Source organism: Cupriavidus sp. 05T313, from assembly GCF_056396665.1.
This window is the reverse complement of the sequence record NZ_JBFTLX010000302.1, coordinates 1-10,636: the sequence shown is the minus strand read 5'-3', so window position 1 is coordinate 10,636 and position 10,636 is coordinate 1. Positions and strand designations below refer to the sequence as shown.

The window sequence follows — 10,636 nt, the reverse complement described above, 5'->3', positions numbered from 1 at the left end:
AACTGCGGCTCGCGCCGCGTTCGGGCCCGTTGCAGGCCGTGCAAGGCTGGCAGCTATCGGTGCCGGGCAACCTGTCCGAGGCCCGCGACGGCTTTGGCAATATCGTTCACAGCTTTACCGTGGCGGGCCCTGCGCATACGCTGGTGATCGAGGCAGGCGGCGTGGTGGAAGTGACGCCGCCCGCCGGCGGAGAAGTGCCGCTTTTCTGCGATGCGCCGCCGGCGGGCGAGGCGCGTGTCTCGCCGCTTTACTACCTGGGCAGCACGCCGCTGACCGCCGCGCATCCGGAAATGTTACGTTTTGCCTCGCCCTACCTGGCGGCGGGGCACGAGGTGCCGGCCCTGCTGGCTCTGGCCGGTGGCATAGCCGAGCGGGTGCGGTACAAGGCAGACAGCACGGATGTGGGCACGTCAGCCAGCGAGGCCTTCGGGCTGGGCAGCGGGGTTTGCCAGGATCAAGCGCAAGTGATGGTGGCATGTTGCCGCGCCCTCGGTATTCCGGCGCGCTACGTCAGCGGCTATTTCTACGACCCGGCGGCCTCCGAGTTGGCCAGCCATGCCTGGGCCGATGTCTGTGTGGACGTGGACAGGGAGCTGTGGTGCAGTATCGACGTGACGCACGCTTGCCTGAGCGACACGCGTCATGTCCGGCTTGCGGTCGGGCGTGATTACCGCATGGCCGCGCCGGTGAGAGGCATTCGCGAGGGCGGCAGCGGCGAGCAGTTGGCGGTCGAGATTGCCATTGCACCGCTGCAGTGAGCGAGGTGGTGCGAAGCGCACCAGGAATGGGCGTGATACGGTGTTCCAGCCGCGCAGGGGCGGCGCTAGAATGCGGCCTGGCTCCGGGCAGTGCGCCGGGCGGGGCCGTGCACCATAACAAGACGAGATCATGACGTACTGTGTAGCCATGCGGCTGGATGCCGGTCTGGTGTTCCTCTCCGATTCCCGCACCAATGCCGGGGTCGACGCGATTTCGACCGCGCGCAAGATGACTGTGTTCGAGGAGCCGGGCGACCGCGTGATGGTGCTGCTGACGGCGGGCAACCTGGCGATCAGCCAGGCGGTGCGCCAGATACTCGCAGAAGGCCGCGACGAGAAGCGCTCCCTGTGGACCGCGCGCGATATGTTCGAGGCGGCCGCCATCGTTGGCGACGCGGTGCGCCAGGTGCACAAGCACGATGCCCACGCCCTGCGCGAGGCTGGCATCGAGTTCAATGTGAGTCTGATCTTCGGCGGGCAGATCCGTGGCGAGCGGGTGCGCCTGTTCCATGTGTACGCGGCGGGGAATTTTGTCGAAGCCACGCCCGAGAACTGCTATTTCCAGATCGGCGAGGCCAAGTACGGCAAGCCCATCATCGATCGCGTGGTGGAACCCACGCTGCCGCTTGGCCAAGCCGCCAAATGCGCGCTGATCTCGATGGACTCCACCCTGAAATCCAATATCTCGGTGGGCCTGCCCCTGGACCTGCTGGTCTACGAGGCCGATTCGCTGCGCGTGACCCGCTTCGTCAATATCGACGAGAAGAACGCCTACTTCCGCATGATCCGCGATACCTGGGGGCATCGCCTGCGCCAGGTCTTCGGCGAGATCAACGATCCGGAATGGGATGCCTGCGCCCCGGCGGAGTTTCCGCTGGCGCGCCAGGGCGAAGGCGACCGCTGGGGGCAGCCGGTGCGCGCCACGCGCGAACGCGCCGGCACCCAGGACTGAGGGCGGATATCCCAGATGCGTGACATCCTGCATTTTTCGCATGCCAACGGCTTTCCCGTCAGCACCTACCGCAAGCTGTTCGCAACGCTGGAAGACGATTTCGAGATCCGCGCCGTGGACCGATACGGCCATGACCCGAAGTTCCCGGTCACGCGAGAGTGGCCGCACCTCGTCGATGAGTTGCTGGCTTCCGTGGAGCAGAAGTACCGCGAGCCGGTGTGGCTGGTGGGGCATTCGCTCGGTGGCTTCCTGTCGCTGATGGCCGCGCTGCGGCGCCCGCAATGGGTGCGCGGCGTGGTGATGCTCGATTCGCCCGTGATCGCCGGCTGGCGTGCCGCCTTGCTAAAGGCCGGCCAGCGCTTCGGCCTGGACGAACGGCCCGGCCCTGCGGCGGTGACGCGGCGGCGCCGCACCCACTGGCCGGATGCCGAGGCGGTCTGGGAACATTTCCGTTCCAAGCCGGTATTCGCGGCCTGGGATGAGGAGGTGCTGCGCGACTACGCCATGCATGGCACCGAGCCGACCGGCAACGACGCCGAGCGCCGCCTGCGTTTCGAGCGTGAGATCGAGTACCAGATCTACCGCACCCTGCCCACCAGCCTGGGCTCGCGCGTTGCGCGCGGCGCGCCGGTGCCGGTCGGCTTTGTCGCCGGCACGCAGTCGCGCGAAGTGCGGCAGTGCGGGCTCGGCGCCACGCGCAAGCTGGTGGGAGAGCGCCTGCGCTTTATCGAGGGCGGGCATCTTTATCCGATGGAGCGGCCCGGCCAGACGGCCGGATTGATCCGCGATCTCGTCGGCGAAATGCGGGGCAATTCGCCCGCGGCCGCGCGTCCGTAGCCGGGGTCAGGCAGGGGCAGCAGCGAGGGCCGGGGTGCGAAGCGGCGAATGCGTCTCAGCGGTTGCCGGGCAAGGCGACTTGTCGCAAATGCGGCGCTGCAGCAGCCAGGCTCTCATGTATAATCCCGATTTCCCCGGCAAGCTCGGTTTATGACCAAATTCGTCTTCGTCACCGGTGGTGTCGTCTCTTCGCTCGGCAAGGGCATCGCTGCTGCTTCGCTCGCGGCCATTCTTGAGTCGCGCGGCCTCAAAGTCACCCTCCTCAAGCTAGATCCCTACATCAACGTCGATCCCGGCACGATGAGCCCCTTCCAGCATGGCGAGGTGTTCGTCACGGAAGACGGTGCTGAAACCGACCTCGATCTCGGCCACTACGAGCGCTTCGTCTCGGCCAAGATGCGCAAGTCGAACAACTTCACCACGGGCCAGATCTACGAGTCGGTGATCCGCAAGGAACGCCGCGGCGAGTACCTCGGCAAGACGGTGCAGGTAATCCCGCATATCACCAACGAAATCCAGGCCTTCATCGAGCGCGGCGCGGCTGCGTCGCACGGTGGCAAGGCGGACGTCGCGCTGGTGGAAATCGGCGGCACGGTGGGCGATATCGAATCGCTGCCGTTCCTGGAAGCCGCGCGCCAGATGAGCCTGCGCATGGGCCGCAACCACGCTGCCTTCGTGCACCTGACGCTGGTGCCGTTCATCGCCAGCGCCGGCGAGCTGAAGACCAAGCCGACCCAGCACTCGGTGCAGAAGCTGCGTGAAATCGGCATCTCGCCGACCGCGCTGCTGTGCCGCGCGGACCGCCCGATCCCGGACGAAGAGCGCGCCAAGATTTCGCTGTTCTCCAATATCCCGCAGGAAGCCGTGATCTCGGTCTGGGACGCGGACAGCATCTACAAGATCCCGCAGATGCTCAACGAGCAGGGCCTCGACCGCCTGATCTGCGAGGAACTGCGTATCGACCCGAAGCCGGCAGATCTCTCCATGTGGCAACGCCTGGTCAATGCCCAGGAAAATCCGCAGCATGAGATCACCATCGGCATGGTTGGCAAGTACGTCGACCTGACCGAGTCGTACAAGTCGCTGATCGAAGCGCTGCGCCACGCCGGCATGCATACCGCCACCCGCGTGAACATCGAGTACATCGATTCGGAAGAGCTGGAATCGGGCCACCTCGAAGTGCTCAAGCCGCTGGACGCCATCCTGGTGCCGGGCGGTTTCGGCAAGCGCGGCACGGAAGGCAAGATCCGCGCGATCCAGTACGCCCGTGAGAACAAGGTGCCGTACCTGGGCATCTGCCTGGGCATGCAGCTGGCCGTGATCGAATTCGCCCGCCATGTGGCGGCGATGGCCGATGCCAATTCGACCGAGTTCAACCTGGAAACCGAACATCCGGTGGTGGCACTGATCACCGAATGGGTCGACCGTGAAGGCAAGGTGGAGGAGCGCTCCGCCGAGTCCGACCTGGGAGGCACCATGCGCCTGGGCGCGCAGCGCGTACCGGTCAAGCCGGGCACCAAGGCAGCCAGGATCTACGGCGAAGAAGTCAACGAGCGCCATCGCCATCGCTACGAGGTCAACAATCACTATGTGCCGACGCTGGAAAAGGCGGGCATGGTGATTTCGGCTCGCACCCCGACCGAAGACCTGCCCGAGATGATGGAACTGCCGGAAAGCATGCACCCGTGGTTCGTGGGCGTGCAGTTCCACCCGGAATTCACCTCCACCCCGCGCGATGGCCATCCGCTGTTCAAGGCCTACGTGGAAGCGGCGCTGGCCAGCCAGCAGAGCAAGGCGGGCTGAGCCCCGGCACCGCAAGCAGGAGACTAGTGATGAAACTCTGTGGATTTGACGTTGGCCTGGACCGGCCCTTCTTCCTGATCGCCGGTCCGTGCGTGATCGAGTCCGAGCAGATGGCGCTGGATACCGCCGGCGAGCTCAAGGCGATCACCGGCGAGCTCGGCATCCCGTTTATCTACAAGTCCTCGTTCGACAAGGCCAACCGCTCGTCGGGCAGGACCTTCCGCGGGCTGGGCATGGAGAAAGGGCTGGAGATCCTCGCCACGGTCAAGCGCGAGATCGGTGTGCCGGTGCTGACCGATATCCACGAGATCGACGAGGTCAAGCCGGTGGCGGCGGTGGTCGATGTACTGCAGACGCCGGCCTTCCTGTGCCGTCAGACCGACTTCATCCGCGCGTGCGCGCAGAGCGGCCGTCCCGTCAATATCAAGAAGGGACAGTTCCTCGCGCCGCATGACATGAAGAACGTCATCGACAAGGCGCGCGACGCCGCGCGCGAGGCAGGGCTGCCGGAAGACAGCTTCATGGCTTGCGAGCGCGGCGTTTCCTTCGGCTACAACAACCTGGTCTCCGATATGCGCTCGCTCGCGATCATGCGCGAGACCGGCGCGCCGGTGGTGTTCGATGCCACGCACTCGGTGCAGCTGCCGGGCGGCCAGGGCACCAGCTCCGGCGGCCAGCGCGAATTCGTGCCGGTGCTGGCGCGCGCTGCCGTGGCGGTGGGCGTGGCGGGCCTGTTCATGGAAACGCATCCGGACCCGAGCAAGGCCATGTCGGACGGCCCCAATGCCGTGCCGCTGTCGCGCATGAAGGAGCTGCTGTCCGTGCTCAAGGAACTCGATACGCTGGTCAAGCGCTCGGGCTTCCTCGAAGACAATTTCGGCTGGCCCGCGGCCTGCGCCTGAGCGCGCAGCGCCGTTGCCGACATGGCCGTCATCAGGCGGCCATGATCAGCCAAGTAGAATCAACACCATAAAATCACACGGAGATACGCCATGGCCAGCGGCTATATCATTGCCCACGTCGATGTCACCGATCCCCAGCAGTATGAAGAGTACAAGGTGCTCTCCAGCCATGCCATGAAGGTGCATGGCGCCGAGGTGCTGGTGCGTGGCGGCAAGACCGAGAAGCTGGAGGGCGACTGGGCCCCGACGCGCGTGGTCGTGCTGAAGTTTCCCAGCTATGACGCGGCAAAGTCGTTCCACGACAGCGAGGCATATCGCGCCGCGCGCAAGTCGCGCGAGCATGCCGCGCGCATGAACATGATCGTGGTAGAAGGCGTTTAGGCATTAATCAGCGCCCGTCAGCGGTAGTCCAGGGCATGGCGCCCGTGTAGTACGAAGTCATCAAGCATCAACAGTCCAAGAGGAATCCATGAGTGCAATCGTAGATATCATCGGTCGCGAAGTTCTCGACTCGCGCGGTAACCCGACGGTCGAGTGCGACGTCCTGCTCGAATCCGGCGTGATGGGCCGCGCGGCAGTGCCGTCGGGCGCATCCACCGGTTCGCGCGAAGCCATCGAGCTGCGTGACGGCGACAAGTCGCGCTATCTCGGCAAGGGCGTGCTGAAGGCTGTCGAGCATATCAACACCGAAATCTCCGAAGCCATCATGGGCCTGGATGCCTCCGAGCAGGCTTTCCTGGACCGTACCCTGATCGACCTCGACGGCACCGACAACAAGGCTCGCCTGGGCGCCAACGCCACGCTGGCCGTATCGATGGCCGTGGCCAAGGCCGCCGCTGAAGAAGCCGGCCTGCCGCTGTACCGCTACTTCGGCGGTTCGGGCGCGATGCAAATGCCGGTGCCGATGATGAACATCGTCAACGGTGGCGCGCATGCCAACAACAGCCTGGACATCCAGGAATTCATGATCATGCCGGTGTCGCAGACGAGCTTCCGCGAAGCCCTGCGTTGCGGCGCCGAAGTGTTCCACGCGCTCAAGAAGATCCTGTCCGACAAGGGCATGTCCACGGCGGTTGGCGACGAGGGCGGCTTTGCCCCCAACTTCGCTTCCAACGAAGAGTGCCTGAACACCGTTGTGCTGGCCATCGAGAAGGCCGGCTACCGTGCAGGCGAAGATGTCCTGCTGGCGCTGGACTGCGCGGCTACCGAGTTCTATCACGAAGGCGAAGGCCAGTACCACCTGGAAGGCGAGGGCCTGAAGCTGACCTCGACCCAGTTCGCCGACTACCTGGCCAACCTGTGCGACAAGTTCCCGATCGTGTCGATCGAGGACGGCATGGCCGAAGGCGACTGGGACGGCTGGAAGGTGCTRACCGACAAGCTGGGCAAGCGCGTGCAGCTGGTGGGCGACGACCTGTTCGTGACCAAYACCAARATCCTGAARGAAGGCATTGAAAAGGGCATCGGCAACTCGATCCTGATCAAGATCAACCAGATCGGCACACTGACCGAGACCTTCGCCGCCATCGAGATGGCCAAGCGCGCCGGCTACACCGCCGTGATCTCGCACCGCTCGGGCGAAACCGAGGACAGCACCATCGCCGATATCGCGGTGGGCACCAACGCCGGCCAGATCAAGACCGGCTCGCTGTCGCGCTCGGACCGTATCTCGAAGTACAACCAGCTGCTGCGCATCGAGGAAGATCTCGGCGATATCGCCAGCTACCCGGGCAAGAGCGCGTTCTACAATCTGCGCTAAGCGCGTGTCATGCGCCGGCCGCGGCCGGCGCTGACGCAACTTCCTTTTCCGCTTAAGCGCCAGAACCCATGCGCCTGATCTCGTTGCTGTTGTTCGTGCTGTTGCTCGCCATCCAGTATCCCTTATGGCTGGGCAAGGGCGGTTGGCTGCGTGTGTGGGACATGGACAAGCAGGTGCAGGAACAATCGGCGCGCAACCAGTTGCTCAAGTTGCGCAATGCCAAGCTGGAAGGGGAAGTGAAGGACCTGGAGGATGGCACAGGCGCCATCGAGGAACGTGCCCGCTATGAGTTGGGCATGGTCAAGGATGGCGAGGTGTTCGTGCAGTTCGTGGCGCCCGCGCCCAAGGTCAGCGCCACGCCGCCGCTGCCGCCTCCGCCGAATTCCCCGGCGTTCAACCGCCACTGACGACTGGCGCCAGTTCCTGGGCAGAGTCTATTGACCTGCCGCACCTCAAGCGTCGCCCGGTCGGCGGCGAGCCGTTGATGTCGCGCGGCAACTCCGCGCAGCCGCCGCAGGCCAGCACTGCGCCGAGCAGCAAGACGCCGATCGTGCCCTGCGCGCGGACCAGGCGTGACGCTTTGCACGCTGCGGCGACGGCGGACGGGGTTGAAGGCAAAGCGGACATGGTGACTCCCTGACTCTGGTAGGTCGCTGATGCTTGGACCGCGGCGGAGGGCGTAAAGGTTCCTCGYGGGGTTCCTTCCGAGCCGCTCCGCCTTACCGCGTTGCAGCTTAGTGTTGCTGCGCCGCACCGTCACCGGCGCCGGTAGCGACGGGGGCCGGCGCAAACAGTTGCGCGCAGTCAACCGGATCGAAGTGATATTGCTGGCCGCAGAAATCGCACTGGATCTCCACTTCGCCGCGTTCGACCAGGATGTCCTCGATTTCCACGCGGCCCAGGTTTTGCAGCATGCCAGCCACCTTGGCACGCGAGCACGAGCACTGGAAGTGCGGCGTGAGCGGCTCGAATACGCGCAGACCGGTGGCTTGCAGGTCTTCCCAGAAGAGGCGGCGCAGCAGAGTATCGGGCGTTTCGGCCAGGAGTTCTTCGTCCTTCAGCGTGGCGCCGAGCTGGCAGGCGCGGTCCCAGGTGTCCAGGTCCTGCGCGCGGCCGGTGTCCGCCAGCGGCACGCCGGTTTCGCCGACTTCGGCGGGCGCGCGCCCGGCATGGCCTTCCAGCGTGCCACCGTAGGACGGCAGCTTCTGCAGCAGCATGCCGGCGGCAACTTTGTCGTCGGCGGCCAGCCACAGCCGGGTGTCGAGCTGCTCGGACGCTTGCATATAGTGTTCGAGCACGGCAGTCATCGACGCCATCGGGCCGTGTGCATCGGCCAGCGGCACGATGCTCTGGTACGGCTGCTGTCCGGGTAGCTTGTCCTGCGGGTCCAGCGTGATGGCGAAGCGGCCGCGGCCGTTGATGTTGACGAGGTCCGCCAGCGTGGCATCGTCGGCCAGCGCTACGCCTTCGGCTAGCTTGGCGGTCGCCCGCATCGACAGGTCGGACAGGCATTCCACCACCAGCATGCGCACCGGGCCGTCGCCGTGCACTTGCATCACCAGCGCGCCGTTGAACTTCAGGTTGGCCGAAAGCAGGGCGGCGGCGGACATCATTTCACCCAGCAGGCGGCGCACCGGCGCCGGGTAATGATTGCGGCGCAGTACTTCCTGCCAGGTGGTCTGCATGCGCACCAGTTCGCCGCGAACGGGGGCCGCGTCGAACAGGAATTTCTGCAGGGTGTCGGGGGTGGTGGTGTCAGTCACGATGATCCGTCGGTAAATCGGTGCGGGCGTCGCGGCGCCTTAGTCGATGCGTTTGAGTTGCGTCTTGTACATGGCCTGGCCTTCCTGCACATTGCTGGACTCGCCCACCACGATCGGTTCGTTGTCGCCMCGGATCACCACGCCKGGCCAGRCGCTKGCGCGCGCCTTGAGCGTCACGTTGCCGATGATGGTGGCCTCCGGCGCCACATAGGCATCCGGATCGATGGTGGGGGCAACGTCGCCGAGCTGGTAAAGCGCCATGAGGTCTCCTGCACAAGTTCGTATGGGTATATGGGGTTTGCCGCCAGGCTTTAAAGGGTCGCGGGCGGCCTGGCATGGAGCGCCACCCGCCGGGCCCTACAATGGCGGCAAACCGGATTTTACGCTTATGCCAGCAAACCTTCCCGATGCCGCCTCTCCTGGCGCCCCTGACCCCGATCGCGGCGGCATGCCGCTTGCCGCACCTGGCTCTTTGTCCGGCGTGGCGGTGCCGTCCTTGCGCCGCCAGGCGCTTGCCATCCTCTGTTTGAGCGATGCGCACGAGAAGGCCGCGGCCACACGCCGGATGCGGCTTGCGGGCGAAGCCATGGCGCCGGAGGCCCTGGGCATCGGCGAGGCGATCTCGGCCGAACTGCCGCTGCCCGGCCGGCCGCCGCTGCCCGAACTGGTGGCGCCGCAGCGGGTCGAGCGGCGGCGGTCCATCCATACGCCCGCCGGGCGCGCGGCGCTGATCCACGCGCTTGCACATATCGAGTTCAACGCCATCAACCTGGCGCTGGATGCCATCTGGCGATTCGATCTGATGCCGGTAGCCTTTTACCTGGACTGGCTACGAGTGGCCGACGAAGAGGCGCTGCATTTCAGCCTGCTGGCGCAGCACCTGGCCACGCTGGGTGCGCATTACGGCGATTTTCCGGCGCACAACAGTCTTTGGGAGATGGCGGACAAGACCGCCGGCGATGTGCTGGCGCGCATGGCGCTGGTGCCGCGCACGCTGGAGGCGCGCGGCCTGGATGCCTCGCCGCCGGTGCGGGCCAAGCTCGCAGCCGCGGGCGATCACGAGGCCGCCGCAATCATCGACATCATCCTGCGCGACGAGGTGGGCCACGTAGCCATCGGCAACCGCTGGTACCGATGGCTATGTGCCTCCCGTGGCATGGACCCCGTCACCACCTACGCCGAACTGGCCGCACGGTACCAGGCACCGCGCCTGCGGCCGCCCTTCAACCTGGCAGCGCGCCGCGCGGCGGGTTTCGACGAAGATGAGCTGGCGTGGCTGGAAGGACAGGCCAGTCAGTTGTATTCCGTCACCACGACATAGCCCTGCTTGATGCCGCTATCGGGGCCTGTCGTGAATTGCACGGGCACGGTAAAGGCGCGCGCGGTCGTCAGCTGGACTACCCGGCCAGGCAGCAGCGGCAGGGAGGCAGACTCCGCGGAATGGGCGCCGTTTGCCGGGCAATTTACCGATGCGGTCCCGCTCGTGCCGAGTTGCGTATTGCAGGGGGGCGCAACGATGGCCCCCCGGAAGTGGATCACACCATCCGCGCCCCACGCGGATGCCGAAAGCAAAGCACTCGCCAGGGCCAACGGCAGCCGATGCGCGAAGCGGTGGGAGGCGGCGCGGCCGGTGCTTGCAAGCGTGCTCATTGTGATCTCCAGTTCGTCATTAAGTTGAAGCACATTGGGAAATTTCTGTGTGCTCATTGGGAACTTTATTTCCCGGGATTGGGAAAAACAATCAAGATAATCCGAATTTTCCTAATTCCTTTTTTGCATTACTCTGTTAGGTCAGGTTGCAAAATGGGCTGCTATCCGCCATGTAGTTGCCCCCGGGATATAGGAACAACCCTAATTAAAGG

11 protein-coding genes and 1 pseudogene are annotated in these 10,636 nt (G+C 65.1%); 9 read left to right on the top strand and 3 right to left on the bottom strand.

Going from position 1 to position 10,636, the window contains the following annotated elements; all coding sequences use genetic code 11:
• The 8 genes from AC1DKD_RS36705 to ftsB all read left to right on the top strand — a co-directional run.
• The coding region (locus tag AC1DKD_RS36705) for a transglutaminase family protein (protein WP_477144388.1) at positions 1-758 on the top strand (758 nt) is incomplete at its 5' end.
• A gap of 130 nt (positions 759-888) precedes the next feature.
• Positions 889-1,710 (top strand): proteasome-type protease, encoded by an 822-nt coding sequence (locus tag AC1DKD_RS36700; RefSeq protein WP_200876673.1) that lies wholly within the window; start codon positions 889-891, stop codon positions 1,708-1,710.
• 15 nt (positions 1,711-1,725) lie between these two features.
• Positions 1,726-2,547, top strand: a complete 822-nt coding sequence (locus tag AC1DKD_RS36695; RefSeq protein WP_447435343.1) for an alpha/beta fold hydrolase — start codon at positions 1,726-1,728, stop codon at positions 2,545-2,547.
• Between the two features lie 150 nt (positions 2,548-2,697).
• Positions 2,698-4,350, top strand: coding sequence for a CTP synthase (locus AC1DKD_RS36690; RefSeq protein ID WP_045238051.1), 1,653 nt, complete (start codon positions 2,698-2,700; stop codon positions 4,348-4,350).
• Between the two features lie 29 nt (positions 4,351-4,379).
• Positions 4,380-5,252, top strand: a complete 873-nt coding sequence (gene kdsA / locus AC1DKD_RS36685; protein WP_441630039.1) for a 3-deoxy-8-phosphooctulonate synthase — start codon at positions 4,380-4,382, stop codon at positions 5,250-5,252.
• A gap of 90 nt (positions 5,253-5,342) precedes the next feature.
• Positions 5,343-5,633, top strand: a complete 291-nt coding sequence (locus tag AC1DKD_RS36680; RefSeq protein WP_477111067.1) for a DUF1330 domain-containing protein — start codon at positions 5,343-5,345, stop codon at positions 5,631-5,633.
• 88 nt (positions 5,634-5,721) lie between these two features.
• Positions 5,722-7,011, top strand: a complete 1,290-nt coding sequence (eno, locus tag AC1DKD_RS36675) for a phosphopyruvate hydratase (RefSeq protein ID WP_441630041.1) — start codon at positions 5,722-5,724, stop codon at positions 7,009-7,011.
• A gap of 68 nt (positions 7,012-7,079) precedes the next feature.
• Positions 7,080-7,418: a cell division protein FtsB gene (ftsB, locus tag AC1DKD_RS36670; protein ID WP_035859184.1), complete on the top strand. Its 339-nt coding sequence runs from the start codon at positions 7,080-7,082 to the stop codon at positions 7,416-7,418.
• A 327-nt stretch (positions 7,419-7,745) separates the two neighbouring features.
• Here ftsB and hslO read toward each other — a convergent pair whose 3' ends face one another.
• Both hslO and AC1DKD_RS36660 read right to left on the bottom strand, forming a co-directional pair.
• Positions 7,746-8,774: an Hsp33 family molecular chaperone HslO gene (hslO, locus tag AC1DKD_RS36665; protein WP_441630045.1), complete on the bottom strand. Its 1,029-nt coding sequence runs from the start codon at positions 8,772-8,774 to the stop codon at positions 7,746-7,748.
• A 66-nt stretch (positions 8,775-8,840) separates the two neighbouring features.
• Positions 8,841-9,035, bottom strand: a pseudogene (locus tag AC1DKD_RS36660) (gamma carbonic anhydrase family protein); the annotation flags it as partial.
• A gap of 127 nt (positions 9,036-9,162) precedes the next feature.
• On the opposite strand from AC1DKD_RS36660, the gene AC1DKD_RS36655 reads away from it, so the two are divergent.
• Positions 9,163-10,095: a ferritin-like domain-containing protein gene (locus AC1DKD_RS36655; RefSeq protein ID WP_477111066.1), complete on the top strand. Its 933-nt coding sequence runs from the start codon at positions 9,163-9,165 to the stop codon at positions 10,093-10,095.
• On the opposite strand, the gene AC1DKD_RS36650 is transcribed toward AC1DKD_RS36655, so the two are convergent.
• Positions 10,068-10,424, bottom strand: a complete 357-nt coding sequence (locus tag AC1DKD_RS36650; protein ID WP_477111065.1) for a hypothetical protein — start codon at positions 10,422-10,424, stop codon at positions 10,068-10,070. The genes AC1DKD_RS36655 and AC1DKD_RS36650 overlap by 28 nt on opposite strands.
• Between the last annotated feature and the right edge of the window lie 212 nt (positions 10,425-10,636).